Raw genomic sequence first — 25,179 nt, 5'->3', positions numbered from 1 at the left:
GGTGAAGGACAGATCGTTTTTTCTATTCAGATTAACCAAACTTTTTGCTTAGCCCCCAACTTTTGCACCTGATCCACTTTTTCTCTATCAGTTCTGATCCAAAATCTTGAGAGTATAGTACAAAAAAAAGACTCACAAAATATTGTGAGTCTAAATAAAGTGAGCGCGAAAGGATTCGAACCTTTGACCGTCTGCTTAGAAGGCAGATGCTCTATCCAGCTGAGCTACGCACCCATTAAATAGTTTTGATAAAACTACTAAAACAGTCGGGGCGGCAGGATTCGAACCTGCGACCTCCTGGTCCCAAACCAGGCGCGATGACCGGACTACGCTACGCCCCGAATATATATAAAAAAAGCGGAGGGTAAGGGATTCGAACCCTTGCGACACTTTCGCGTCGACAGTTTAGCAAACTGCTCCATTAACCACTCTGGCAACCCTCCTTTTTGTTTATTTTTTAATGATCGTTGTTCCGTTATTGCGAGTGCAAATATAGAATAGATTTCTTTATTTACCAAATAAAATTCAAGAAAATTTTGTGTATTTTTGAAGTAATAAATCATTCAAAAACCAAACTGATGCGTAAAACATTATATATCATCGGATTAAGCACATTCGTTTTTTCATGTACTTCCCAGCAAAATGTGAAAAAAAATACTTACAAACCGAAAACCCCGGTAACACAGGCGAAACCGACTGTTCAGACACAGACCTCGGAAGCTCAGAAACCAAAAGTTGTATCTGATCATGGAGTAGACTTTTTTACTACCAATATAGCAGACCCGGCAAAAAATGATAATACAGCAAGCTACGGTTCTATAGTGTCTGCAAAACCGGCAGGATATAAAGTAGTGAAAACTTATTTTCCTGCTATTGCGCAGAATTTCAGACAGCGTTATTTAATATTACATTATACAGCAATTCCGGATGACAAATCTATTACCGTTCTTACTCAGCAGGCGGTAAGCGCTCATTATCTGGTAAACAACACAGGAGATAACGAGATTTACCAGCTTGTGGATGAAAACAAGCGTGCCTACCATGCAGGCGTAAGTTCGTGGAGAAATGATAAGAACCTTAATGATACTTCCATTGGGATTGAAATTGTAAATGCGGGTTATTCTACAGATGGTGCCGGTAAAAGAATATTTGCGCCGTTTAGTGATGAACAGGTGAGAAAAGTAGCTGCATTGGCAAAGGATATTGCTGCAAGATATCAGATTTCGCCAACTAATGTTCTTGCCCATTCAGATATTGCACCTACAAGAAAACAAGATCCGGGACCTATGTTCCCATGGAAAAAGCTCTATGATGAGTATCAGTTGGGAATGTGGTATGATGAAATGACAAAACAGAATTTTTTCACAATTGCACAGGCGGATTTCTCTACCAGGTATAGTGATCCTTCTTTTATCTTCCTTATTCAGACTGCATTGCAGAAATTTGGTTACGGACTGGATCTCAGCGGAAAATGGGATGACGGTACCAAGAAAACTATTGAAGCCTTCCAGTACCATTTCCGTCCACAGAATTATGACGGAATTATGGACGCTGAAACATGGGCAATACTGCAGGCTTTAAATCAAAAATACCCTGTAAAATAATTCAAATTAAAACGCATCGGTTAGATGCGTTTTTGCTATCTTTAAACGATCAAAAACAGTAAAATATCTGTAATGGAAAATTTCAGAAAAGAAAGTGATTTATTAGGCGAACTGAATGTGCCTTTAGATGCTTATTATGGGGTTCAGACACAAAGAGCTATCAACAACTTCAAAATTTCAGGACAGCTTTTGTCTTCATATCCGGATTTTATCAGAGGGTTGGCTTTTGTAAAGAAAGCAGCTGCAAAAACCAATTATGAATTAGGACTTCTGGACGAAAACTTGTATTTCAAAATAGCAGAAGCGTGTGATGAAATTGTAGAAGGAAAATATCATGACCAGTTTCCGGTAGACATGATCCAGGGAGGAGCAGGAACTTCAATCAATATGAATGCGAATGAAGTAATTGCCAATATTGTATTGGAAAAATTAGGGAAAAATAAAGGAGAATACGAATTCTGCTCACCTAATGACCATATCAACCTTTCTCAGTCTACAAACGATGCTTATCCAACAGCAATCAAAATGGGATTGTTGCAGATGAATATCGGACTTGTAGAAAGACTGGAGAAAATTATTGAAGCTTTCCGCGCGAAAGGAGAGGAGTTTCATGATGTTATTAAAATGGGACGTACGCAGCTTCAGGATGCCGTACCAATGACATTGGGACAAGAGTTTGAAGCCTATGCAGCCACTTTGGAAGAGGATATCTCCAAACTGAATAACAACGCAGGTCTTTTTGTAGAAGTTAATATGGGGGCAACCGCTATTGGAACAGGATTAAATGCTCCGGTAGGCTATGCTGTACTTTGTGCTAAAAACCTGGCTCAGATTACAGGCTACCCTATTGTTTCAGCACCCAACTTGGTAGAAGCTACGCCAGATACAGGATCTTATGTAATTTACTCTTCCGCTACAAAGCGTCTTGCCGTGAAATTATCAAAAATCTGTAACGATTTAAGATTACTTTCATCAGGACCTAGAGCAGGTTTCTTTGAGATCAATCTTCCTCCAATGCAGCCAGGATCATCCATTATGCCTGGTAAAGTAAATCCGGTGATTCCAGAAGTAGTGAATCAGGTTTGTTTCAAAGTATTCGGAAATGATCTTACAGTGACTTTTGCAGCAGAAGCAGGACAACTACAGCTTAACGTAATGGAGCCGGTACTTTCTCATGCAATCATGGAAAATATCAACTTCCTTTGCAATGCATTAGATACCCTTCGTGACAAATGTGTAGTAGGCATTACTGCCAATAAAGAAGTTTGCCTGAATATGGTGAAACACAGTATTGGTATTGTTACAGCACTTAACCCATATATCGGGTACAAACAATCTACACAGATTGCTAAAGAAGCATTAGAAACCGGGAAAAGCGTTTACAACCTTGTTCTGGAGAAAGGAATTCTTTCTCAGGAAAAGCTTGATGAGATTCTTGATCCGAAAAACATGCTGAAACCGCATAATAAATAATAAAAAAACAATAAGTGATAAATGGTTCAGTGAGTAATCATTTATCACTTATCATTCATCCTTTATACAATAATTCGTGAGGTTTTTAATTATAATTCCTGCCCATAACGAAGAAGAAAACCTTTCATTTACCCTTGATTCTTTAAAGCTGCAAACCTGCAAAGATTTTAAAGTCGTGATAGTGAATGACGGTTCTACAGACAGAACTCCTGAAATAATAAGAAAATATACAGAGACTGATGTCCGTTTTGGAACCATTAATCTTCAGAAATCTGAACATCAGCCAGGATCTAAGGTTGTTCATGCTTTTAAAAGTGGACTTCATACACAATCTACAGATGAATTTGATGTCATCTGTAAATTTGATGCCGATATCATTCTCCCGGAAAACTATCTGGAAACAGTTGCAAATGCTTTTACCCACAATCCGCAATATGGATTGGTAGGAGGATTGCTGTATATAGAAAAAGGGGAGAACTGGGTGTACGAAGGGAATTCTAATAAACATCATGTGAGAGGACCTATGAAGGCATATCGCAAAGAATGTTTTCTTCAAATTGGTGGACTACGGGAAACATTGGGTTGGGATAACATAGACTCTATTTTACTTGAAAATCTAGGTTGGAAAGAAATCGTTCTTCCGGAACTTCATGTAAAGCTGATAAAGGTAAAAGGTGCTGATTATACCATAAGACCAGCCGATTACTATGGCCGATACTTTTATTTTTTAGGATTACACAGGTTTCTCGCTTATATTGCCTCGTCAAAAGAAGCGATGAAAAGTAAATCTGTGGCATTTTTCTTTGATATTGTGAACGTTTATGAGAATTGCAGATCTAAAAAGCTGGAACTGAAGATTACAAAAGAAGAGCAAAAAGCCGTTAATGATCAACGTTGGAGAATGCTCAGGAAGAAATGGCTGAAAATGTAGTAAATTAGAGTTGCGAAAATAATTGAAAATAATATATTTAAATATTTTAAATTGAATATACTGTTATTCAATTCAGTAAAGATGAACTTTAACCCACTTAATAAAAAATAAAAACAGCTAAAACTTAATAAAATAAAGAATAATCATTTCAGTGAAAAGAATAGCCTACATAGAAATAGATACCCATGCAGAAATTGCCCAGGCTTTCATGGACATCATGGAAGATAATCAACATTTTGCCGTAGATTATTATTTTTCAAAAAGAATCAAAGATCAGATTGGTAAGCATGGTGAAACGGTATACCTGTCAGATAGTTCTATGATTTTGGATCAGCTGAAGACGAAAGGCTATGAACTTGTGATTATTGGAACAGTTCACCGTTATTTTAATACATTTCTGGCCGTTACTGAGAAATATAATACTGCCGTTATTACCCATAATCTCAATTTTACAAAAGCCTCAAAGCAGGATCTGATGAAGAGTATCTTCAAGGAAGATGTGATCTACAGGTTGAAACTTTGGTGGAAAGAAGGATTATTTTATTCGTCAGAAGTTTATCAGAAAGCAAAGCATCTTTTGGTACTGGATGAAGCTCTAGCTTCTGAAAAGTATCGCTTTTTTCCTCTTTTTTACACCAGAAATTTTGATAAAGCTAAAAATGAAAACTGGAGTGTCGTTATACCCGGCGGAGTTTCACAGAAAAGAAGAGATTATAATACTATTTTTAAAACCATTCAGCATTTACAGACAGATAAAAACTGGGAATTTATATTTCTGGGAAAAGCACAAGGTAATGAATTGAAAGCGCTTAAAAAATTATCTGCTGACGTGCCTGAAAATGTCCATATTACCTTTTTTTCAGAAAGAGTTTCTTCTGAAGACTTTGAAAAATGGATGCAGAAAGCAGATGTGCTTTGGTGTCCGATTCAGCTGGAAACAGTATTTTTCAGCTTAAAAGAGAGATATGGGATTACCAAAATGACAGGAAATCTGGGGGACGCCATCAATTATGGAAAATGGGCCGTTTTTCCTAAGAATTATCCGTCAAAACTTGAATTTATCCTTCCTGAAAAAGAAAATATTCTTGAACAGTGTAATGATCTTCCTGAAGTTGATTTTGACTTTCAAAAAACTTATGGAAAGGGAGGCGTGCAAAAAAAAGTAGAAAAGCTTTTAAATAATCTTATTTAAGCTTAAAAAGAACGTTTTTATTCTCTTTTATCTAAGAAAAATACCTTTTCTTCTTAAGCCTTACCCATACACTACTTAAACTTAAATACACTTTTAATAAACTTCATATTAAGATAATTCTCAATAGGGAATATTTTTGTGAAATAATTTCCAATATAGATCAGCACAAGTACAACGGAAGGTTTATAGATCAGATTGATCAGGTTGCTGTTAAAGTTCGGAAGTACTATGGCTACTGTGATAGCAAGAGTGCATATGATGGAAACAAAGATCATTTCAATGGTAAGTGGCGAAACTTTAAATACAATATAATTAAAAAGGATCTTAATCACATTGTAGATGGTAAGAGAAATAGCTGTAGATAAGGCAATTCCAATAAGCTTCAGGTCCGTGTTTTTAATGAAATAATAATTCAGTCCAATCGTTAAGCCTGCCAGTAAAAGCATTACCAGGATATTGAATCTGTAATATTTTGAAAGTGAAATAATATTTCCGTTGAAACCTGTTGCAAGATCTACCAAAACAGCAGAGCCCCAGATCCATACTACCGGCTCATACTCCCTGAGCATAGTTCCGTTTTTCGGCATAAACTGAGTCAGATAAGGAAATCCTACCATGATACAGGAGAATAAAACAGCTCCTAAAAAGTATAGCGATAAAGATGTTTTTTTGTGGAACCTGTCCAGTTCTTCCATATCCCCGTCAGCAAGTGTTTTGTTGATGATAGGAGCGGAAATGTTAAACAATCCCAGCTGAGGAATGGAAATCAATGAGATCAAAGCGTACAGCACAGAATAGATTCCTACCTCTTCCATTCCCATAAATTCTCCGATCATAAAGCTGTTGATCGCCAGATAATTTCCGAAAGTTCCTAAAAATCCAAAGAAGCTGTAGTTGAAAAAGTCTTTCCAGAAATCATTTTTCTTAAAATAATCCGTATTGAAGTCAAGCTGAATCTTTTCAAGCTTATTCGTATAATAAACATATCCAAAGAGCATTAATGCAAATATTCCGAAGAAAAAAGCAAATGCGATTTTCTGGGACAAAGCAAAATAATAAAAGAGGCAGAAGGCTCCAAGATTGGCTATTTTAGGAAAAAGATTATCGAAAATATTGGAAACTACGATCCTTTTGTAATTGGAGGTGTATTTATTAAAAATAGCACAGAAAGAAAGAATTAAAATTAATGGAAGAATCATTTCCTTGATCTTCCATGCCTCCGAGTGCTTAAACTTTGGGTAGAAAAAGGGCAGAACAAAAAAGACGGCTGTGAAAATGATAAAATTAATAAAAACAGTGAGCAGTGACAAAGACAGCATGTTCTGTTTTTTACCATCTTTTTCTACCTTGTGAAAAAACTTCACATTAGAATAAGAGATTCCCAATACAACAAAAGGAACCAGCATTTCAGCAGTAGGAAGAATGTAGCGGAGTTTTCCGTAAAATTCAAAGTCATTCGGGAAAATAAATATTGCAGAAACTGTGCCCAGCAAAAACCCAATATAACCGATAATGGAATATTTGAAGCCTTGTCTCGCTACTACACTCATAAGTCGTTTTAAATGTTTTTAGGTATAAAAATAATATTGTTGATGTACTGAGTTTTATTTTTTTCGTCGTTTGTGTTTTGCGAGATAATTTCTTCAGTAAGAGTCTCCAGGAGAAAGCTTTTTCTGTTCAGATATTTTGCTTCATATCCCCAACTCATCACTTCAGAAATTTCTTCCCATATTGGTGTCTCGTGGTGCCGTTGTTCCATTTCAACCATAAGGGTTGGAAGAAACTGTTTGATGGTTTCTCTGGCCCCCAAAAGAGTCTTTATTTCATTTCCTTCAACATCAATCTTGATGAAATCTAATCTGTTGAAGTGCTCTAGTGCCGCCCATTCATCTAACTTGATAACTTTTACTTTTTCAGTGTAGCTTTTTTCTTCACCCTTTTCCTTGTAGGAGGTATTTAAAGTGCCACGGGAAGCAATCGTTTTTCCGTTGATAATCGGAACCTTGAACTCGGCTACCGTATTTTCGTCAGAAAGTGCTAAAGGAAGTACCCGCATAGTCGGGAACAGCCTTTTTAGTCTTCTGTAGAGCTTTTTATTGGGTTCAAAAGCATACACGTGCTCATGATCCAACTTATCTTCCAGCTGGTAAAGAAAAGTTCCTACGTTTGCACCAATATCCAGTATTATGGCATTTTTAGAAAGGTATTCTTTGATCCATACCAGTTCCGGCTCTACATTACGTTCCGAAAAATTATCTTTATTAAGATTGTTTAAGCTCTTAAAATATCTTTTTTTGTAGAAATTCGGACTTATATATTGTAGCTTTTCTGCAATTTTTTGGTATAAAGACATCCTTAACTTTTTGACGAACAGCAAAGATAAGCAAAAAAGTAAAACTTATCTTAAAAAATGTTAATTATAATGAATTGATTTTCAGTGGGAAATGTTTAGGGTCTGTTTTGTAGAACGTTGCCCTTTATTGTATTTTCAATTTGTCACAGAGACGTCTCTGTACCGCAGACAACTTACTGAAAAGAGCTGCCCGATTTGTGAAATCTGTGGGTTGTTAAAAAATATCAGAAAATCATAGAAAAGGCGTATTCAGGAAATCATTGAAAGGTTTCATAAGTTTGAAAATCTTTGTCATGTTCTTTGCTGCATTTTTATCCAAAACCTCTTCGTCTTTTATCTGATATACCACAATGAAATTCTTAAGCTTTAAATATTCAGCCATTGGATCTTCTTTTTCAAAGCCCTGAGGTATTTTTTTGAGTTTATCTTCCTGATCGAGTTGAGGGAAGTGCTTTTTAAAATCTTTATGATTTAGAATTTTAAGAAAATCCTCGCCGTATAGAGAGATTTCTTTTCGTACCTCTTTTAGTGCAGAAGATTCAGGCATATAGATTCCTCCGGCTAAAAAAGATTTACCCGGTTCCATATGAAGATAATAACCTCCTTTTTGATTTCCTTTTCCCATTCCTAAGGATGCTCCGAAATTGGTTTTATAAGGCGATTTATCTTTTGAAAACCGAACGTCACGGAAAATTCTGAATAATGCTTTTTTACCATCAAGTTTAGCAAGATCTTCATCAAAACCGGACATTTCTTTTATCAGATCGTCCAGAAATGAAACCACATTTTGCTGAGATTCTGTATACAGGTTTTTATTTTCATTAAACCATTCGCGGTTATTATTTTTGCTTAGCTTTTTTAGAAAATCAAATGTTTTGGAAGAAATGTTTGCTGACATATTTTAAGAGATTTTTTTTCGTAATTCGTTTTACTGGCTGGAAGTTGGAAGAGTGTATTTCGTAAGCAATCTTTTTTCAAAGCACTCCCCACTCTGAATTTTCCATTATCAATTCTCAGCTGTTTACCAAATTTACAAAAACTATTCATATCTCAATGCCTCAATAGGATCAAGCTTAGAAGCTTTCAAAGCGGGGTAATATCCGAAAAACACTCCCGTCACAGCACATACGATAAACGAAATAATAATAGACGATTCTGTGATAAACGTAGGCCACAACAAGAAAAAAGAAACCAGTTCTGAAGACAGAACACCTAAAATTACCCCAAGAATTCCACCGGTAATACTGATAAGTACCGCTTCAATAAGAAACTGATAAAGAATATCTTTTCCTCTGGCTCCGATAGACATTCTCAGTCCAATTTCCTTGGTACGCTCAGTGACGGATACATACATGATATTCATAATTCCGATTCCCCCTACAATTAAGGAAATACCGGCAATGGCAGATAATAGTACGGTAAGAAGCTGGCTGGTAGAACTCATGGTAGAAATAAGCTCAGCCTGAGTTCTTACCATGAAATCATCATTACTTCCATCAACAGGAAGTTTATGTTGTTTTCTTAAAATTTCTGAAACCTGATCTGTCGCCTGTTGTGAAGTATTTTCATTCGTAGAAGCAGCATAAATGGTCTGAACATAGGTGATTCCTAAAAATCTTCTCTGAACGGTGTTAAACGGAGCTATAATCACATCATCCTGATCCTGTCCAAAAGCATTGGAACCTTTAGCTGCCAGAATGCCAATAACCTTCATGGGAACTTTATTAAATCTGATTATTGATCCTACAGGGCTTTCACCATTAGGAAAAAGATTGGCATAAACAGTTTGGCCCAAAAGACAAACTTTATTGGATGAAGAAACATCTTTTTTAGTAAAAAGACTGCCATCAGAATTATTCCAGTCTCTTATTTTAAAGTATTCTTCATTAACGCCCTGAAGCTGCGTTGGCCAGTTGTTCGGACCATTGATAGACTGTCCGTTAGTCTGTACTGCAGGGGAGACGTATGAAACATCCGGTGCACCCCTGGAAATAGCGTCAGCATCCTGTGGCTTCAGCGTCTGTAGCCCCGAAGCGCCAATTCTGGCCCCTCCGGAAACATTCACGTTACTTGATGGCCGTATGGTGATCATATTTGAACCCATCGAAGAAAGCTGGTCACTGATGCTTTTTTTTGAACCTTCTCCAATAGCGGTCATTGCAATTACTGAAGCTACCCCAATAATGATCCCCAGCATCGTCAAAAATGCACGAAGTTTGTTTCGTAAAAGAGCTTTCCAGGCAATTCTGAAGAGATTTAAAACATTCATTGCTTTTGGTTTTTAATTTAAACTATTTATAATCGTCATTGACAGGAAGGTTTTCCAGTGCATCTTTGGCAGATTTTATATTCTCATTTTTAACATCTTTAATGACTATGCCATCCCTTAGAGTGACGGTCCTGCTGCTGAAAGTAGCAATGTCGGGCTCATGGGTAACGAAAACTATCGTTCGGCCCTGTTGATTAAGATCCTGCATGAGGGCCATGATTTCATAGGAAGTTCTCGTGTCAAGATTTCCTGTAGCTTCGTCGGCAAGAATCATTACAGGCTCATTTACTAAAGCCCTGGCGATGGCAACTCTTTGCTGTTGTCCGCCTGACATCTGATTCGGAAGATGGTCAACTCTGCTTTCAAGTTTTACTGCAGCAAGTGCCTTTAGAGCCCGGTTGTGACGCTCTTCAGTAGAAACTTTTGAATTGTAGAGAAGAGGAAGTTCCACATTTTCTTTCGCTGTAGTTCTGGCCAGAAGATTGTAGGACTGAAACACAAATCCAATTTTTTGATTTCTCAAAACAGCTAATTCATCACGATCAAGGTTTTTGATATTCACCCCATCCAGAATATAATCTCCACCTGAAGGTTTGTCCAGGCAGCCAATAATGTTGAGTAAAGTGGACTTTCCTGAGCCGCTGCTTCCCATCACTGTCACGAATTCTCCTTTTTCTACAGAAAATGTTACCCCTTTTAAGGCGTGAACGGTTTCTTCACCCATTTTGAACTCTCTTTTAAGATCTATGATCTCCAGAATTTTTTCTGCCATAACCTTTTTGTTAGTTGAAAATTGAAAATTTAAAGTTGAAAATGGAAAATTGATATTAGAATGTGAATACTAAATTCAAAATCTTTTATCTCGGTCCACCGCCGCCGCCATTGCCACCACCGCTTTTATTGTTTCCGCCACTCCTTCTTTGCGGCATGAAAGGGCTTTTAGCCTGTCCGCCGGGGGTTTTTTTAGAAAGAACTTTATAGCCGGTAATGATTGTTTCATTTTTATCCAGGCCGGAAATTACTTGGATCTCCGTATCATTGTCCAGCCCTGTTTTTATCCTTTTACGTGAGATGGTACTGTCTTTAGCAATTATCCAGACTGCTGCTTCATTCTTTTTATCCATTCCTTTTCCTTGTTTTTTCCATTGTCCTTTTTCATGTTTTTTACCATTAGCAAAAGGTGAATTGACCTTGTATTTCTTAATAATGATACTGTCTGGTCTGAAGCTTGTCGCTGCCGCAGGAATTTTCATTACATTTTCTAAAACCTGAGTATAAATAGTAATATTGGCAGTCATTCCAGGCTTTAGCTTTAAACTGGAATTATCAGCATTAATAATTGTTGTATAATTCACAACATTCGACGAAACAGTAGGATGGAGACGTACTTCAGAAACCTGCCCTTTAAATATTTCATCAGGAAAAGCATCTACAGTGAAGGTAGATTTCTGACCTACTTTTACATTCCCAATGTCTGCTTCATCTACTGAAGCGCGAACCTGCATTTTGGTAAGGTCTTTGGCTATACTGAAAAGGGTAGGTGTGCTGAAACTTGAAGCGACTGTCTGCCCTTCACTTACATTTCTGTTAAGAACCGTTCCATCTATTGGTGAATAGATATTCGTAAGAGATAGGTTTTTATTGGCCGTAGAAAGCTGGGCTGTTACCGTACCTACCTGAGCCTTCGCCGCGTTATACTGATTGGTTGCATTGTCAAAATCGGCTTTACTGATGGCGCCTACTTTGTAAAGCTGTGATTGTCGGTTAATATTGATCTCATTATAGGCAAGATTGCTCTTTGCGTTTTGGAGATTAGCTTTATACTGTTCTGATTGATACTGAAGTAGGTCAGGATCTAAAGTAGCCAGAAGTTGCCCTTTTTTGACGGTAGAATTGAAGTCTACATAAAGACTTTTAATGATACCTGATACCTGCGTACCTACAGCAACAGTATCTACAGGTTGTACAGTTCCTGTTGCTGTGATAGAATTGGAGAGGTCTCCCATCTCAGGTTTCACCGTTTCCAGTTGTATTTTGATTTCTTTCTCTCTGATGAAGAAAAACCAGACTGCACCAATAGCAATGATGCCGCCCACAACCCAGTACAACCATTTTTTATTCTTTGTTTTCATAGCTTACTTTAGATTTATAGGGTTACCTGCATAAAATTCATAGATCTGTTTATTGAGTACTGCAGTATATTTAGCCTGCAGATAATTTTGGATAGACTGTATATAGAGCAATCGCTGCTGCTGAAGCTGTACATAGTCAATACTGCCGATTTTCATCTGGGCATTCATGATATCGTAGCTCTGTTTGTTGAGGTCCATTTGTTTGGATGCTGAGTCGTATTGTGACAATGCGTTCTGCAGGCTGATATAGGATTGCTCAACCTGTTGGTTAAGGACGGTTTTCGTATTCAATAAATCCAGATTGGCCTGTTCAATGGCAATTTTCGATTTTTCGACCTGAGTTTTATAAATTCTGTTGTTATAGATCGGAATTCCGAGACTCAGCCCGATTGGCATGTAAAAATTGGTGCCTAGCTGGTTAAAATAATTACCGTTTCCATACGCATAGTTGGTAGAAATATTTCCGGTAAGATTTAAAGTAGGCTGTATGGAAGCCCGGGCCATTTTTAAAGCAGTATTGGTATTTTCAATATTCAGTTCTCCGTATTTTACCTCGGGACGTTGATTCTGTGCCAGATCCTGAACTTCCTGTAATGATTTAAGCTGATTGTCCACAATGATGCTGTCGGGTTTTACAATCTGAAAATCATAACCAGAGGGCAGCTGCAGTATTTGTTTTAAATTAACAATATTGGTACGCAAAGTATTTTGAGAAGAGGTTAAGTTATACTCATCCTGAGCTACCTGTGCCTGGATCTGAAGGTAGTTTAGTTTTGAAATATTCCCTGCTGCATAAAACTGATTCCCTTGTTTTAATTGGGTTTGGCTTGTTTTCAGAACACCTTCAAGGGATATTATATTTTCCTGGGTCATCAGGATGTTTAAATAGGCCTGAGCAATATTTATCGTAATGTTATTCTGTGATTCCTGTACTGAAAGATCAGCCATCTGAACCAGCAGGTTTTTTGATGCTTCATTATTTTTGATGTAGCCGGCATGATAGAGGGTCATGGAAGAATTAGCTCCTATACTCTGTGCCTGAACACTGTTGAGTTGAAGACCATTACCTCCATTTAGAGCAAAAAGCCCCTGAGATACAGTTCCGTTCAGATTTGGATATTTGGCATCTTTTGCCTGAAGAAGATCCTGTTCGGCAGAATTTTTTGAAAGTCGCAGTGAATTGATAGAGATATTATTCTCTTTTGCATACTCTATACAATTTTCCAGCGTCCAGCTGGCTGGATAATTGGCCGACTGTGCAAATATTTCGAGCCCCATAAAAGTGAATGTCAGAAGGAAAAATTTGCGTTTCATGGTTTTATTTTTGAAAATTCATAAATAACACAGAAAAAATCAATCCAATTTAATAAAAAAAAATAATGTTTAACAACTTTTTAACCCAATGCTTGTTTTTTTGGATTTAATTTTCAAAAAATTAAAAATACATTAAAAGATTCTGAATTTAAGTTTGTATATTTAATACTTTATTCAAAAACAAATCAAATATTTGTTGTATCTTTGCAAAAATTTTAAAATAGTTAATGAATTTATTTACGGAAACCAATTTAAGTCCTGATATCCTTAAGGCAATTGGCGAACTGGGCTACGAAAGCCCAACAGAAATCCAAAAACAGACTATCCCTTTTATTCTTTCAGATATTCGCGACTTGATCGCACTTGCGCAGACAGGGACAGGCAAAACAGCAGCGTTTTCGCTTCCGATTTTGGATATGATTGACGATACGAGTCGCAAAATCCAATTATTGGTGCTTTGTCCGACACGGGAATTATGTCTTCAGATTTCGAAAGACATAAAGAACTACTCTAAGTACATGAAAGACATCAAAACTACTGCGGTTTATGGTGGAAGTAGCATTGTAGATCAAATGAGATCTTTGAAGGATAAGCCTCAGATTATTGTAGGAACTCCAGGAAGAGTAATCGATCTTATCAACAGAAAAGCGCTTGACTTTTCTGCCATCCATTGGTTGGTATTAGATGAAGCAGATGAAATGCTTTCTATGGGATTCAAGGATGAATTGGAAACCATTTTGAGAGAAACTCCGGAAACAAAACAAACTTTCTTATTCTCGGCTACGATGAACAAGGAAGTGGAAAGAATTTCCAAAAACTACCTTACAAAACCACACCGTATTTCAGTAGGTTCTATCAACGAAGTGAAGAAGAACATTACGCACGAATATTACGTGGTAGGGTACCGTCAGAAAAAAGAAGCATTGAAGAGACTTATCGATGCAAACCCTAATCAGTACTCCATTATCTTCTGTAGAACGAGAATGGAAACTCAGGAGGTTGCTGACTTCTTGATGCAGAATGGGTACGCAGCTGATGCTCTTCACGGAGATCTTTCTCAAGCGCAGAGAGATACCGTAATGAAGAAGTTCAGACTGAAGAACATTGATATTCTTGTAGCAACAGACGTTGCAGCAAGAGGATTGGATGTAAACTCTCTTACTCACGTTATCCATTTTTCTTTACCTGATGATCCTGAAGTATTCGTTCACAGAAGCGGAAGAACAGGTAGAGCAGGAAAAGATGGTATTTCAATGGCTTTGATTAAGCCTGAAGAAAGTAGAAAACTGAAGCAGATCAAGTCTGCAACGAAGATCGAAATCAATGAGAAATTCATTCCTACAGGAGAAGATATTATCAAAGCTCAGGTAGGTGGTGTTTTCGAAAAGTTATTAACAGAGCATGAAGATCTTTTCGAGTTTGATGATAGCCTGATCCCGGATCTAAGTAAGTTTACAAAAGAAGAATTGGTGCACCAGTTGCTACAGTTCCAATTGAAAGATCTTGCTTTATACTACAAAGACAAACATGATCTTGCTGAGCAGAAATTCAGCAGCAGAGATGATGATTACTCTAGAAGAGATCGTGGACGTGATAGAGACAGAGATAGAGGTCGTGACAGAGACAGTAGAGATAGCAGAGACAGAGATCGTGGAAGAGACAGAGATCGTAGTTCTAAGCCAAGAAGAAAAGATGAAAACATGGTTAGATTCTTCTTCAACCTTGGAAAGAAAGATCACTTGAAGAAACTTGATGTTTTAGATATTATCAACAAAGCTACTGGTGATGGGAAATCCAAAAAAAGAGCTGAGATCGGTGATATCGAAATCTTAGAGAAATTCTCTTTCTTCGAAGTTGAAAAATCGTTTAAAGACAATGTCTTAAGCAATATTCAATCAATGAAATTTAAAGGAAAAGATATGAGAGCTGAAGTGGCTAACTAATCTCTTTTCATACCATACAAAACCGGCAGCAATGTCGGTTTTTTTATTTGATATTCAGGTGATAAGCGAATGTTAACAAAACTTAATGTTATATAGTTTCACGTGCAATCCTTTTTTAGGAAATTTGCACTCGAATTATAAATACTAAAAAATGGGAATTGGTAATATTTTCCACGCTTTTCAACCAAAAGATAAAATCTTCTTTGTACTTTTTGAAAAGGTAACTGAAAATCTAGTTGCAATGTCTGAGGAATTCAATACAGGAATCAAAGATTTCGATCTTAATGACGATTCTATGTTGAAAAAAATGAGTGATTTTGAACATAAAAATGATGAGCTTACGCACGAGATCTTCGTTGAACTGGGGAAAAACTTCATTACACCTTTCGATCGTGAGGATATTCATACACTGGCAACAGGGTTAGATGATATCGCCGATTATATCTACGCTTCTACAAAATATATCTTCTTATACAAATCTCCGGAGATGAAGGCTTATTCAGACTTCTCTTTACTGATCCACAAAGCGTGTCTGGAAATTCAGAATGCAATGAAGAATCTTAAAGGATTCAAAAACATGGAGCAGGTAAAAGAAGCTTGTATCAAGGTAAACTCTATTGAAAATATTGCAGATGACCTGCTTTCCAACTCAATGGTAGAATTATTTGAAACCAATGATGCCATCAATATCATTAAAATTTCATCTGTACTTAATTATCTTGAAATAGTAACAGACAAAGCAGAAGATGTTGCCAACACGATTGAGAACATCATGATTAAATACGCCTAATACATAGCAAAAAATGGAATTTCCTATTTTACTTGTAGTTATTATTGCGTTGGCCCTGATTTTCGATTATATCAATGGTTTTCATGATGCTGCCAATTCAATTGCAACTATAGTTTCTACAAAAGTTTTAACTCCATTCCAGGCTGTACTTTGGGCGGCGCTCTGGAACTTTGCAGCTTTCTTTATTGCTGCTTATATTATTGGAGAATTCAAAATTGGTAACACAATTGCCAAAACAGTTAACGAGAATTTTATCACCCTTGAAGTTATATTTTCCGGCCTTATGGCAGCTATTGCATGGAATCTTCTGACATGGTGGTTTGGAATTCCCTCATCATCGTCTCATACGCTGATCGGAGGATTCTTAGGGGCTGCTCTTATGCATGCTTTTATGTCTGATTATCATGCTGTTACTCTTGCCCAGCCTAACTTAGGATGGTGGGAAACTGTAAAAGAAGCTGCCAATCAGGTAACCCATCAGAGTGTTGTGAAGTTTGATAAGGTGATTCCGATCTTCTTATTTATTTTCATGGCTCCGATCATAGGGATGATTATTTCAATTATTATTACTTTAATTATTGTTCACCTTTATAAAAGATCAAATCCTTATAAAGCAGATAAATCTTTCAAAAGACTGCAGTTGGCTTCATCAGCACTGTTTAGCTTAGGACACGGTTTGAATGATGCTCAGAAAGTAATGGGAATCATTGGAGCAGCGGTAATTTATTATCACGTTAATATGCTTCAGGATGCGCAGTATCTGGATATCCCTTCGGCAGAGCGTTTCAACTATTTTGCACAGCATTATATCTGGGTTCCTTTGGTTTCATTTATTGCAATTGCTTTAGGAACAATGAGTGGTGGTTGGAAGATCATCAAGACAATGGGTACTAAAATTACAAAGGTAACTTCACTGGAAGGAGTGAGTGCTGAAACGGCAGGAGCAATTACTTTGTTTATCACAGACCACTTCGGTATTCCTGTATCTACCACACATACGATCACAGGTTCTATTATTGGGGTAGGATTAACCAAAAGAATTTCAGCAGTAAGATGGGGGATTACCGTAAGTCTTCTTTGGGCTTGGGTCTTAACAATTCCAATCTCTGCAATAGTGGCTGCATTTACCTATCTTGTAGTAACTTTCCTTTTTTAAAATACAAAATCATATTATCATATAAACTTTGTCCGTTTGGGCAAAGTTTTTTGTTTTATAAAGCCTCGAAAAATTGTATTTTTGTTCAAATTATAAGATTTTATGGAATTTTTAGACAAATACCAGCAGATTGTTGCGGACGCCATTAACAAGTACACTTTTAAAGATAAACCTACGGAGTTATATGATCCGATGAATTATATCATTTCTCACGGTGGAAAACGTCTTCGCCCTATTATGGTGCTGATGGCATGTGATCTTTTTGGAGGTGATCTTAAAGAGGCGATCAAGCCGGCACTGGCTATCGAGTTTTTCCATAATTTTACGCTGATCCATGATGATATAATGGATGAAGCTCCTTTAAGAAGAAACAAGCCCACCATACACACTTTACACGGAATTAACGTAGGTATTCTTTCCGGAGACGGGTTGATGCTTAAAGCTTATAAGTTTTTTGAAGATCTTGAACCTGAAATTTTTAAAGCATGTATCAGAATCTTTACCCATACAGGACTTCTATTATGTGAAGGACAGCAGTATGATATCAACTTTGAAACTCAGGAGAATGTTACATTCGATGATTATATCAGAATGATCACTTATAAAACTGGAGTACTGAGTGCTTCTTCTTTTGAGATCGGAGCATTGATTGCAAGAGCTGATTTTAAAGATGCCAAAGCTATCTTTAACTTCGGAAAGCATATTGGAATTGCATTTCAGATCATGGATGATTATTTGGACGTATTCGGAGATCAGGCTCAGTTCGGGAAGAAACATGCCGGAGACATTTATGAGAATAAAAAGACCGTTCTATACCTGTTAGCAAGAGAACATGCTACAGATGAAGAAAGAAAAGAACTTGACTACTGGTATTCTAAAAAGACTGAAAACGTAGATAAGGTATACGGGGTAGAAAAAATATTCAGAAGAACAAAAGTTGACGAAAAAGCATTACGCCTGATCGAAAAACATAACGAAATCGGACAAAGCTATCTTAAGAAAATAGATATCCCTGAAGAAAAGAAAAAGCCATTCATAGAACTGGCAAATTACTTGCTGAGAAGAGAAAGCTAAATATAGGCAGCAGGGTATAGGTGACAGTTGGTAATCTACCTGCAACCTATTTCCTGCAACCTAATTCCTATACAATGAAATTCAGAACTGAAGTAGATATTCCCGCATCAGAAAAAAAGATAGAGATTGAAGATAAAATATTTTCAATAGGATCATGTTTTGCTTCTGAAATGACTGATTTACTGAAAGACGGGCAACTTCAGACCCTTAATAATCCTTTTGGAACTATTTTTAACCCATATTCCATCAATAATGCGGTAAAAAGGCTTCATGATTCCTCATTTTATGAAGAAGAAGAGCTGATTATCTATAATAATGAATACATTTCTTTAGATCATCACAGTAGTTTTGATACCCGGTATATTCATCAGACCCTGGATAAGATCAATAAAGAGATTGAAGAAGGGAATGCTTTCCTTCAGGAGGCAGACTGGATTATCATTACCTATGGATCTTCCTTTATCTATGAATTTGTTCCGAAAGAAAAACTGGTGGCCAACTGTCATAAAATTCCGCAGAAATTTTTTGAAAAAAGGCTGCTCTCCCATCAGGAACTTACCAGCTCTATTTATCAGACTGTTTTAGATCTTAAAGATATTTGTAAAGAAGGAGTACAGATTTTGTTTACTGTTTCTCCCGTAAGGCATACCAAAGACGGAATGGTAGAAAATCAACTGAGTAAATCCAAATTAATTACGGCCATTCACGAATCTATTTCGATGTTTGAAGACTGTCATTACCTCCCCGTTTATGAGATTTTAATGGATGATCTTAGAGATTACCGCTTTTACAAAGAAGACATGATTCATCCAAGTCCTCAGGCAGTTAATTATATTTTTGATAAATTTGGGAATGCTTATTTTTCAGGAGATACCCAAAATTTTATTAAAGAAAATTTTAAAATTATCCGGGCTCTAGAGCATAAGACCAATGATAAAAAAGATCCTAAATTTATTGAATTCAGAGAAAAATTGGATGAAAGGATTGAATGTCAGCGTAAGAAAGTAAAGCATAAAATATTTTAAATGATTGACTTTACCAGCATTGGCTATTTGAAAAACGGTAATGAAAGACAGAAAAGAGCTTACGAAGTTCTTACCCAATATAAAGTTCTTGAAAAGTTAAGGAATTATTCTCCGGTATTGGCAGGAACTATTCCCATAGAAATTGATATTGAGACCAGCGATCTTGATATTATTTGTGAAGTTGACCTCAGGTTTGAAGATGAATTTTTGAATGAGGTAACGTTAAGCGGGCTAATACCGGCAAATGCTGATTTGAAAATTGAAAATAGTAGGATTAAAGGGGAGAAAAGTATCGTTCTGAACTTCATGCTGGAAGAGTTTCCTATTGAGATTTTTGGTCAGAATAAACCTGTTACAGAACAGAACGCTTACAGACATATGATCGCAGAATACAATATTTTGCAGCAAAAAGGAGAAGAATTTAAACTGAAAATAATAGAACTTAAAAAACAGGGAATCAAAACAGAACCCGCATTTGGAATGCTGATGAATCTTGAAGATCCCTACGAAGATCTGTTAAAACAATAAGAAAATGATTGATACACATACGCATTTATATGCAGGAGAATTTGATGAAGATAGAAAAGAAGCTATTCAAAGAGCTTTAGATAAAGGAATTACCGAATTTTACCTTCCGGCAATTGATTCTGAATCACATGAGAAAATGCTGCAGCTGGAAACAGAATACCCTGGTCAGGTTTATTCAATGATGGGATTACACCCTTGTTACGTAAAGCCGGACTCATGGGAAAAAGAATTGGACATTGTAAAAAAATATCTTGATCAGAAACATTTTCCGGCAGTAGGGGAAATTGGTATAGATCTGTATTGGGATAAAACAACATTAGATATTCAGGTAAAGGCTTTTGAACAGCAAATTGACTGGGCGATAGAAAAAGATCTTCCGATTGTGATCCATACAAGAGACAGTTTTGATGAGACCTTTGAGGTACTGGAAAGAAAGAAACATCCAAAATTGAGAGGGATTTTCCATTGTTTTTCGGGAAACCTGGAGCAGGCAAAACACGCCATTGATCTGAATTTTATTTTAGGAATCGGTGGAGTAGTGACCTTCAAAAATGGGAAAATAGATCAGTTTTTACATGAAATTCCTTTAGATAAAATCGTTTTAGAAACAGATTCTCCATATCTGGCCCCCGTTCCGTACAGAGGTAAAAGAAACGAAAGTTCATATCTGGATTTGGTAGCCGGGAAACTGGTGAATATTTATGGAAAAGATTTTACTGAGATAGAAAGGATTACAACAGAGAATGCGAAGAATCTTTTCAGATAAAAAGTATTTTAAACGGTAAGATAAAGAAAAACCCTTTTCAAACATTGAAAAGGGTTTTATTTTTATTTCTTTCTGGTGAAATTCTTGTTCTTAGGTTTTTTTAAGCCGATTGAAGCCGTATTAGAAGGCTTTTTACGGTTGTTATTTGACCTTGAATTACTGCTGCTTGGCCCTTTTGGCTTGTCACCTCCTCCAGAAGAGGGTCTGTTATTGGAATCCCTTTTCTGGGCAACCAGATCATCAGTGTGGAACGGATGGTCTTTGGTTACAGGAATTTTCTTCCCAATTAATTTCTCCGTATTCTTTAAGTTTAAAAGATCAAGTCCGTCCACAAAAGATATGGAACTTCCTTCAGCGCCTGCTCTTCCCGTTCTTCCGATTCTGTGTACATAAGTCTCAGAAACGTCAGACAGTTCGAAATTGATGACGAATTTCAATTCATCAATATCAATTCCCCTTGCTGCAATATCCGTTGCAACAAGCACTCTTGTCTTTCCGGATTTGAAATTATTCAATGCATTTTGCCTTGCATTCTGAGATTTATTACCATGGATGGCTTCAGCTGAAATATGATCGCTTTGAAGTTTTCTTGCGATTTTATCAGCCCCGTGTTTCGTTCTTGAAAATACCAATACGGAATCTGAAATATCATTTTTCAGAATGTGGGATAATAAATTCAGTTTATTTTCTTTTTCAACAAAATAAACCGACTGTTTGATCGTATCTGCAGTAGATGAAACAGGGGTAACTTCTACTTTTATAGGATTATTTAAAATGGAATTAGCCAGTTTCTGTATTTCTCCAGGCATTGTTGCCGAGAAAAATAAGGTCTGCCTTCTTTGTGGTAAAAGCTTGATGATTCTTTTTACATCATGTACAAAACCCATATCAAGCATTCTGTCTGCTTCATCAAGAACAAAGATCTCAATATTTTTTAAACTGATAATGCCCTGAGCAATAAAGTCAAGAAGTCTTCCCGGTGTAGCCACCAATATATCAACTCCTCTTCTTAATGCAGCTTCCTGGTTTCCTTGTTTTACACCTCCAAATATAACAAGCTGTTTTAAAGGAAGGTATTTACCGTAAGCATTAATATTTTCTTCAATTTGGATAGCCAATTCTCTTGTAGGAGTAAGAATTAATGCTTTTATATGTTTATTGGATACTTTATTTTTGGATAAATTCTGTAGGATGGGGATAGAAAAAGCAGCTGTTTTTCCTGTTCCGGTCTGGGCACAGCCTAAAAAGTCTCTGCCATCTAATATATCAGGAATAGATCTTTCCTGGATAGGAGTCGGAGTTGTATATCCCTGCTCCTGAATTGCTTTTGCAATAGGTTCTATTAAGTTTAAGTCTGTAAAATTCAAATGAATTATTTTAAAATTTATATAAAAATTCCTTCTGTTTGAAAGAATTACATCCTGCAAAGGTAGTCTAAAAAAAATTAAAAATTTTAATTCTTCTATTTGACTTATTAAGGTCAGATGGTTTTTCCTGATAGAGGGTATTATATAATAAATGACCGCTCATACCTTAGCAGCCATTTGTCTTGTTATTAGGAAATAGAAACTATTTAAATTTATAACCTACACCAGCCTGCAGAAAGCCTACTTTTACAGGAACACCGTTTCCTTTATTGATTTCTATAAAATTAAAATGATATCTGGCGTCCACAAAGAACTTATCATTAATCTTGTATTCTGCACCCAGAAATGGAAAAAGATTTAAGGTTTTTATTCCATCATAATTACTTTTTTCAGTTCCGGTAATAGCATTGCTGGTTTCTGCTTTTGTTGAAATGTTAAATCCAAAGTTCATCCCTGCAGAAGCAGAAAGATTAGGAATAATATAATACTTTGCAGAAATAGGAACCTGAATCTGATTAAGGCGATACTCTACTGTCATATTTCCTACATTCACAACTTCATTTCCTACTATGGCTACTGCAGGATAGGCAATTTTACCTCCTAACTGAGTATAAAGAACTTCAGCCTGTAATCCAAATTTTGGTGATAAAGGTTGCTCGGCCACAATACCTGCATAGAAATAAGATTTTGAATCCAGTTTTTCATCAAAAAACTTCATGCTGGATAAAGAATAACCTCCTTTCACACCAAAGCTTACAGAGGATTCCGTTTTTGTTGATTGTTGGGTTTGTGCATTCATAAAAGCTGAAGCAGCAAGTAGTAAGACGAAAAAAAAGTTCTTTTTCATGTTTTTTTGAATTAATCGATTATTGTTTTCTAAAAAAATAATTCCTCCAAAATGAAGGAATTATTGCACAAAAATAATTTAAATATTTTAAAAAGGACTACTGTACCTTAGTCCATTCCTGATTTTTTCTTAAGTCTTCAAAAAAATGATATACTTCAGAAAGCTTTTCGCTGCCACGTTTTCCATAATCTTCTACATTTTTTTGTGTACCATCTGCAAAACTGATTCTTAAGTAAGAAGTTGAAAGATCTGTGATATTTCTTTTTCCATATTTGTCATCTAAACTTTTTACGTTTAGTCCATCCAGTAAACTGATCAGTTTATTATAGTCTTTTTCTTTGATGGTTCCAGTAAAAGTTCCTTCACGGGGTTTTGAAAACTCATCTTTTGAAGTTTTATTACCAAAATTAAAATGTTCTGCTTCAAAAACAGCAGTCCGGTCTGGGTTGATGGTTATTTTAAAAACAGGGCAGAATCCAAAACAGGGACCTGCCTGATATTCTATTTTAGTATATTTTGAATTTACTTTCTTAGACGTTGTACAAGAAAGTAAAAATACAAAAGCAAAAAGGGCTAGCAGATATTTCATAGTTTTTTCAATTTAAAAGAGTCTCCCAACAATTGTTCCAAAAGCAGTAAATACGGAACATTTGGTGGATATAAAAAATACAGCCCCAAGGAAAAACCTGAGGCTGTTTATATTTAGAACAGTAAATTAAAGCAGATTTCTATCCGTGTAGCTGCTTCCAGATTGCATCTTTAAGCTCCATAAGCCCTTCTCCTGTAACTCCTGAGAAGAACAGAGGCTGTTTGTTTTCCGGGAACTCAGCTGAAATTTCCTTTTTCAGTTCATCATCCAAAAGATCTGATTTTGAAATAGAAACAATGAAATCCTTATCAAGGAGTTCAGGGTTATACTCCTTTAGCTCATTTTCAAGAATTTTAAATTCCTGGAAGTGATTTTCAGAATCGGAAGGAATCAGAAATAAAAGAATAGAGTTTCTTTCAATATGTCTCAGGAATCTGTGTCCTAAACCTTTTCCTTCTGCTGCCCCTTCAATAATCCCGGGAATATCAGCCATTACAAAAGATTTGTAATTTCTGTAATCCACGATTCCAAGGTTAGGAGTCAGTGTTGTAAAGGCGTAATTGGCAATTTTTGGTTTTGCTGCAGAAACAGATGCTAAAAGTGTAGATTTTCCAGCATTGGGAAAGCCAACAAGTCCTACATCAGCCAAAATTTTAAGTTCGAAAACAATATAGCCTTCTTCACCATCCATTCCGGGTTGAGCATATCTTGGAGTCTGATTGGTTGAGGATTTGAAATGTTCATTTCCTTTTCCACCTTTTCCACCTTGCATCAAAATGATTTCCTGCTTGTCCTCAAGGATTTCTCCGATAATTTCACCTTCTTCATTTTTAGCGATAGTCCCAATGGGAACATCGATGTAAATATCAGAACCGTCAGCTCCGGTCAGCTGGTTTTTCGCTCCGTTTTCACCACGTTCTGCTTTTATGTGACGGGTGTATCGAAGTGGAAGTAAAGTCCATTCCTGAGCATTTCCTCTCATGATGACATGGCCGCCACGACCTCCGTCACCTCCGTCAGGACCTCCTTTAGGAATATACTTTTCACGGCGAAGGTGGGCAGAACCAGCACCTCCGTGTCCGCTTTTACAATGGATTTTTACGTAATCTACAAAGTTAGACATATAGTTTGTGTTGCGAGTGGCAAGCTATGGGCGAATTTTAAAACCCATATCCCGAACCTCGATTATTTAATTTTCTGTACCTCAGCGAAAAGTTTCTGGGAAATTTCATCAATTTCCCCTACACCGTTTACCTCTACATATTTCCCCTGCTGCTTATAAAGCTCGGCTACTTCTGCTGTTTTAGTATAATATTCTTTAATTCTGTTTTCGATGATCTCTACATTGCTGTCGTCAGATCTTCCGCTGGTTTTACCTCTGTTCAGAAGTCTTTCCACCAAAATTTTATCATCTACCACCAAAGCAAGACAGATATCAATCTTGTCATTCAATTCCTCTTTAACGATAGTTTCCAAAGCTTCTGTCTGAGCAGTCGTTCTTGGATATCCATCAAAGATAAAACCGTTGGTATCAGTAGGCTTTTTGATCTCATCAATCAGCATATCTGTTGTTACCTGATCCGGAACCAATTCTCCCTTATCGATATAAGACTTAGCCAATTTTCCAAGTTCCGTGTCATTTTTCATGTTATATCTGAAAAGATCACCTGTTGAAACCTGTTTTAAATTGAATTTTTCGATTAGATTCTGAGCTTGTGTTCCTTTTCCACTTCCTGGAGGGCCGAACAGAACGATGTTTATCATAAGTTTGATTCGCTGCCAGCCTTTAGCAATATACTGTTGGCTTTTAGCTTTTTTAAGTTAAT

23 protein-coding genes and 3 tRNA genes are annotated in these 25,179 nt (G+C 36.5%); 11 read left to right on the top strand and 15 right to left on the bottom strand.

The features are described from left to right. Positions 1-160: 160 nt before the first annotated feature. From AC27VX_RS09245 to AC27VX_RS09235, 3 genes are all read right to left on the bottom strand, one after another. Positions 161-234 (bottom strand) — tRNA-Arg (locus AC27VX_RS09245). A gap of 32 nt (positions 235-266) precedes the next feature. Then, positions 267-341, bottom strand: a tRNA-Pro gene (locus tag AC27VX_RS09240). 17 nt (positions 342-358) lie between these two features. Continuing rightward, positions 359-443 (bottom strand) — tRNA-Ser (locus tag AC27VX_RS09235). A 135-nt stretch (positions 444-578) separates the two neighbouring features. On the opposite strand from AC27VX_RS09235, the gene AC27VX_RS09230 reads away from it, so the two are divergent. From AC27VX_RS09230 to AC27VX_RS09215, 4 genes are all read left to right on the top strand, one after another. Next, a complete protein-coding gene (locus AC27VX_RS09230) occupies positions 579-1,604 on the top strand; it encodes an N-acetylmuramoyl-L-alanine amidase (RefSeq protein ID WP_236857794.1) in 1,026 nt (341 codons plus the stop codon). A gap of 72 nt (positions 1,605-1,676) precedes the next feature. Then, a complete protein-coding gene (gene aspA, locus AC27VX_RS09225; RefSeq protein ID WP_236857795.1) occupies positions 1,677-3,077 on the top strand; it encodes an aspartate ammonia-lyase in 1,401 nt (466 codons plus the stop codon). Positions 3,078-3,153: 76 nt separating this feature from the next. Continuing rightward, positions 3,154-4,008, top strand: a complete 855-nt coding sequence (locus tag AC27VX_RS09220; RefSeq protein ID WP_488695196.1) for a glycosyltransferase family 2 protein — start codon at positions 3,154-3,156, stop codon at positions 4,006-4,008. Between the two features lie 151 nt (positions 4,009-4,159). Beyond that, a complete protein-coding gene (locus tag AC27VX_RS09215) occupies positions 4,160-5,200 on the top strand; it encodes a glycosyltransferase family protein (protein ID WP_488695194.1) in 1,041 nt (346 codons plus the stop codon). 71 nt (positions 5,201-5,271) lie between these two features. On the opposite strand, the gene AC27VX_RS09210 is transcribed toward AC27VX_RS09215, so the two are convergent. From AC27VX_RS09210 to AC27VX_RS09180, 7 genes are all read right to left on the bottom strand, one after another. Beyond that, positions 5,272-6,750: a lipopolysaccharide biosynthesis protein gene (locus AC27VX_RS09210; protein WP_488695192.1), complete on the bottom strand. Its 1,479-nt coding sequence runs from the start codon at positions 6,748-6,750 to the stop codon at positions 5,272-5,274. 8 nt (positions 6,751-6,758) lie between these two features. Then, on the bottom strand, positions 6,759-7,553 hold the full coding sequence (locus AC27VX_RS09205; protein WP_236857799.1) for an FkbM family methyltransferase: 795 nt from the start codon (positions 7,551-7,553) through the stop codon (positions 6,759-6,761). Between the two features lie 232 nt (positions 7,554-7,785). Beyond that, positions 7,786-8,451 carry a DUF2461 domain-containing protein gene (locus AC27VX_RS09200; RefSeq protein ID WP_236857800.1) on the bottom strand — a complete coding sequence of 222 codons (666 nt, stop codon included), beginning with the start codon at positions 8,449-8,451 and terminating at the stop codon, positions 7,786-7,788. A 141-nt stretch (positions 8,452-8,592) separates the two neighbouring features. Continuing rightward, entirely contained in the window at positions 8,593-9,822 is a 1,230-nt protein-coding gene (locus AC27VX_RS09195) for an ABC transporter permease (protein ID WP_488695189.1), read from the bottom strand. 22 nt (positions 9,823-9,844) lie between these two features. Beyond that, entirely contained in the window at positions 9,845-10,594 is a 750-nt protein-coding gene (locus tag AC27VX_RS09190) for an ABC transporter ATP-binding protein (RefSeq protein ID WP_236857802.1), read from the bottom strand. 85 nt (positions 10,595-10,679) lie between these two features. Continuing rightward, positions 10,680-11,954, bottom strand: a complete 1,275-nt coding sequence (locus AC27VX_RS09185; protein WP_488695186.1) for an efflux RND transporter periplasmic adaptor subunit — start codon at positions 11,952-11,954, stop codon at positions 10,680-10,682. 3 nt (positions 11,955-11,957) lie between these two features. Further along, the gene (locus AC27VX_RS09180; RefSeq protein ID WP_488695184.1) at positions 11,958-13,268 is read right to left on the bottom strand and encodes a TolC family protein; all 1,311 of its coding nucleotides are present in this window, start codon (positions 13,266-13,268) and stop codon (positions 11,958-11,960) included. 227 nt (positions 13,269-13,495) lie between these two features. Here AC27VX_RS09180 and AC27VX_RS09175 point away from each other — a divergent pair, with 227 nt between their 5' ends. From AC27VX_RS09175 to AC27VX_RS09145, 7 genes are all read left to right on the top strand, one after another. After that, positions 13,496-15,211 (top strand): DEAD/DEAH box helicase, encoded by a 1,716-nt coding sequence (locus AC27VX_RS09175; RefSeq protein ID WP_236857805.1) that lies wholly within the window; start codon positions 13,496-13,498, stop codon positions 15,209-15,211. Positions 15,212-15,362: 151 nt separating this feature from the next. After that, positions 15,363-16,001: a DUF47 domain-containing protein gene (locus tag AC27VX_RS09170; protein WP_236857806.1), complete on the top strand. Its 639-nt coding sequence runs from the start codon at positions 15,363-15,365 to the stop codon at positions 15,999-16,001. Positions 16,002-16,014: 13 nt separating this feature from the next. Then, positions 16,015-17,157, top strand: a complete 1,143-nt coding sequence (locus AC27VX_RS09165) for an inorganic phosphate transporter (RefSeq protein WP_236857811.1) — start codon at positions 16,015-16,017, stop codon at positions 17,155-17,157. A 102-nt stretch (positions 17,158-17,259) separates the two neighbouring features. Beyond that, complete coding sequence (locus AC27VX_RS09160) at positions 17,260-18,231, top strand: polyprenyl synthetase family protein (protein ID WP_236857819.1); 972 nt, start codon at positions 17,260-17,262, stop codon at positions 18,229-18,231. Positions 18,232-18,305: 74 nt separating this feature from the next. Continuing rightward, complete coding sequence (locus AC27VX_RS09155; protein WP_236857824.1) at positions 18,306-19,256, top strand: GSCFA domain-containing protein; 951 nt, start codon at positions 18,306-18,308, stop codon at positions 19,254-19,256. Beyond that, positions 19,257-19,784 carry a DUF4269 domain-containing protein gene (locus AC27VX_RS09150; RefSeq protein WP_488695180.1) on the top strand — a complete coding sequence of 176 codons (528 nt, stop codon included), beginning with the start codon at positions 19,257-19,259 and terminating at the stop codon, positions 19,782-19,784. Positions 19,785-19,788: 4 nt separating this feature from the next. Continuing rightward, positions 19,789-20,550, top strand: coding sequence for a TatD family hydrolase (locus tag AC27VX_RS09145; RefSeq protein WP_488695178.1), 762 nt, complete (start codon positions 19,789-19,791; stop codon positions 20,548-20,550). A gap of 62 nt (positions 20,551-20,612) precedes the next feature. On the opposite strand, the gene AC27VX_RS09140 is transcribed toward AC27VX_RS09145, so the two are convergent. From AC27VX_RS09140 to AC27VX_RS09120, 5 genes are all read right to left on the bottom strand, one after another. Then, positions 20,613-21,917: a DEAD/DEAH box helicase gene (locus tag AC27VX_RS09140; protein WP_300687398.1), complete on the bottom strand. Its 1,305-nt coding sequence runs from the start codon at positions 21,915-21,917 to the stop codon at positions 20,613-20,615. 202 nt (positions 21,918-22,119) lie between these two features. Then, a complete protein-coding gene (locus AC27VX_RS09135; protein ID WP_488695175.1) occupies positions 22,120-22,764 on the bottom strand; it encodes a porin family protein in 645 nt (214 codons plus the stop codon). Positions 22,765-22,861: 97 nt separating this feature from the next. Beyond that, positions 22,862-23,353 carry a DUF6438 domain-containing protein gene (locus tag AC27VX_RS09130; protein ID WP_488695173.1) on the bottom strand — a complete coding sequence of 164 codons (492 nt, stop codon included), beginning with the start codon at positions 23,351-23,353 and terminating at the stop codon, positions 22,862-22,864. 139 nt (positions 23,354-23,492) lie between these two features. Further along, complete coding sequence (gene obgE, locus AC27VX_RS09125) at positions 23,493-24,476, bottom strand: GTPase ObgE (RefSeq protein WP_236857834.1); 984 nt, start codon at positions 24,474-24,476, stop codon at positions 23,493-23,495. 62 nt (positions 24,477-24,538) lie between these two features. Beyond that, complete coding sequence (locus AC27VX_RS09120; protein WP_236857836.1) at positions 24,539-25,117, bottom strand: adenylate kinase; 579 nt, start codon at positions 25,115-25,117, stop codon at positions 24,539-24,541. Positions 25,118-25,179 lie beyond the last annotated feature (62 nt).

This window comes from Chryseobacterium sp. 14P4.3.2 (assembly GCF_057799275.1).
Note: the sequence above shows the minus strand (reverse complement) of the source record. Positions and strands in the feature narration are given on the sequence as shown.

What these genes read in the sequence shown, in the direction of transcription:
- AC27VX_RS09175 (WP_236857805.1), top strand. Translation starts at nt 13,496, where the DNA reads ATGAATTTATTTACGGAAACCAATTTAAGTCCTGATATCCTTAAGGCA.
- AC27VX_RS09150 (WP_488695180.1), top strand. Translation starts at nt 19,257, where the DNA reads ATGATTGACTTTACCAGCATTGGCTATTTGAAAAACGGTAATGAAAGA.
- AC27VX_RS09135 (WP_488695175.1), bottom strand. Translation starts at nt 22,764, where the DNA reads ATGAAAAAGAACTTTTTTTTCGTCTTACTACTTGCTGCTTCAGCTTTT.
- AC27VX_RS09210 (WP_488695192.1), bottom strand. Translation starts at nt 6,750, where the DNA reads ATGAGTGTAGTAGCGAGACAAGGCTTCAAATATTCCATTATCGGTTAT.
- AC27VX_RS09145 (WP_488695178.1), top strand. Translation starts at nt 19,789, where the DNA reads ATGATTGATACACATACGCATTTATATGCAGGAGAATTTGATGAAGAT.
- aspA (WP_236857795.1), top strand. Translation starts at nt 1,677, where the DNA reads ATGGAAAATTTCAGAAAAGAAAGTGATTTATTAGGCGAACTGAATGTG.
- AC27VX_RS09160 (WP_236857819.1), top strand. Translation starts at nt 17,260, where the DNA reads ATGGAATTTTTAGACAAATACCAGCAGATTGTTGCGGACGCCATTAAC.
- AC27VX_RS09170 (WP_236857806.1), top strand. Translation starts at nt 15,363, where the DNA reads ATGGGAATTGGTAATATTTTCCACGCTTTTCAACCAAAAGATAAAATC.
- AC27VX_RS09200 (WP_236857800.1), bottom strand. Translation starts at nt 8,451, where the DNA reads ATGTCAGCAAACATTTCTTCCAAAACATTTGATTTTCTAAAAAAGCTA.
- AC27VX_RS09120 (WP_236857836.1), bottom strand. Translation starts at nt 25,117, where the DNA reads ATGATAAACATCGTTCTGTTCGGCCCTCCAGGAAGTGGAAAAGGAACA.
- AC27VX_RS09180 (WP_488695184.1), bottom strand. Translation starts at nt 13,268, where the DNA reads ATGAAACGCAAATTTTTCCTTCTGACATTCACTTTTATGGGGCTCGAA.
- AC27VX_RS09155 (WP_236857824.1), top strand. Translation starts at nt 18,306, where the DNA reads ATGAAATTCAGAACTGAAGTAGATATTCCCGCATCAGAAAAAAAGATA.
- AC27VX_RS09230 (WP_236857794.1), top strand. Translation starts at nt 579, where the DNA reads ATGCGTAAAACATTATATATCATCGGATTAAGCACATTCGTTTTTTCA.
- AC27VX_RS09165 (WP_236857811.1), top strand. Translation starts at nt 16,015, where the DNA reads ATGGAATTTCCTATTTTACTTGTAGTTATTATTGCGTTGGCCCTGATT.
- AC27VX_RS09185 (WP_488695186.1), bottom strand. Translation starts at nt 11,954, where the DNA reads ATGAAAACAAAGAATAAAAAATGGTTGTACTGGGTTGTGGGCGGCATC.
- AC27VX_RS09205 (WP_236857799.1), bottom strand. Translation starts at nt 7,553, where the DNA reads ATGTCTTTATACCAAAAAATTGCAGAAAAGCTACAATATATAAGTCCG.
- obgE (WP_236857834.1), bottom strand. Translation starts at nt 24,476, where the DNA reads ATGTCTAACTTTGTAGATTACGTAAAAATCCATTGTAAAAGCGGACAC.
- AC27VX_RS09190 (WP_236857802.1), bottom strand. Translation starts at nt 10,594, where the DNA reads ATGGCAGAAAAAATTCTGGAGATCATAGATCTTAAAAGAGAGTTCAAA.
- AC27VX_RS09195 (WP_488695189.1), bottom strand. Translation starts at nt 9,822, where the DNA reads ATGAATGTTTTAAATCTCTTCAGAATTGCCTGGAAAGCTCTTTTACGA.
- AC27VX_RS09130 (WP_488695173.1), bottom strand. Translation starts at nt 23,353, where the DNA reads ATGAAATATCTGCTAGCCCTTTTTGCTTTTGTATTTTTACTTTCTTGT.